Source organism: Arthrobacter sp. Soil_C_60, from assembly GCF_057656375.1.
The window spans coordinates 1-1,060 of sequence record NZ_JBDGKM010000026.1 but is presented as its reverse complement, the minus strand read 5'-3'; the positions used below and the strand labels follow the sequence as shown (position 1 = coordinate 1,060).

The window sequence follows — 1,060 nt, the reverse complement described above, 5'->3', positions numbered from 1 at the left end:
GGCTTGTCGTATTTCTTGGTGGTCTTCGCGCCGATGCGTTCCTTGGAAACGAGTTTCTGCTGCGGCGCGAAATGGTTGGTCAGCAGCCGCTGCAGCGCCCAGATCCGGTTCAGCAGCACCAGCTCGCCGGCCGTGTCGTAGCGGTGGTAGCCGACCGTCTGGCGCACGATATGCCAGTTCTTCTGCTCGACGTGGGCACCGTCGTTCTTGTTCCCCGACCGGGATCTGGTGAACGTCAGATTCTCCTGCTCGCACCAGCGGAACAGCTCCCAGTTGATGAACTCAGAGCCGTTGTCCGAGTCGATTCCCAGGATCGGGAACGGGAACTTCGCCGTGGCCTCCTTGATCGCGGCGAACACCCATTTCTGGGCCTTGTTCTTCACCGAAACGGTCTCCGTCCAACCCGTCGCGATGTCCGTGATGTCCAGGGTGAAGCAGAACTCGCCCCGCGAATTCCCGCCTTCATGGCCGACCAGATCGATCTCCACGAAACCCGGCCGGGCGTCGTCCCATTCGGCCCAGGTCCGCATCGGAATCGAGTCCTTGAGCAGCGAGCCGGGCTTGGTATGCGACCTGCCGTGGACGGTGAGCTTGGCCCGGTCCCCGGCAAGCCGGCGGTCGATCGTGGCCGGCGCGATGCGCAGCAGCAGCACGGCTGTCATGTCATCGATCCGGAGCTCTTCGAACCGCCGCAGGCGCGGGACCAGGTCCGGCAGCGCCGCGGCCAGCAGCCGCCCGCACGGCGTGCCCTGGACCGCCCAGCACAGCCGCAGGGCCTCGATCACCGGCTCCCCGTACAGCGGCGGCCGCGGCGGCCTGGCCTTGACCGGTTTGAGCACCAGCGCCAGGCGCAGCGCCTTCCGGGCGTGGTCACGGTGCCAGCCGGTCACCGCGCACAGCTCATCCAGAATGGGCTTCTTCGAGGCCTTGTCCGCCCTGGCGTAGCGGGTGGCGATGGTCTTCGTGACGGCTCTGCGTTGGCTCATCGTAAGCTCCATGGCTCAGAGTGCCGGGCAGGCAACAACCTGCCCGGCAGACACACCGCTACGCGGGCATTATC

Annotated in this window: 1 protein-coding gene; it reads right to left on the bottom strand. The window is 66.0% G+C overall.

All coding sequences use genetic code 11. The features are described from left to right. On the bottom strand, positions 1-986 hold a 986-nt coding region (locus AC3A4M_RS22795), incomplete at its 3' end, for a DDE-type integrase/transposase/recombinase (RefSeq protein WP_498738906.1). Between the last annotated feature and the right edge of the window lie 74 nt (positions 987-1,060).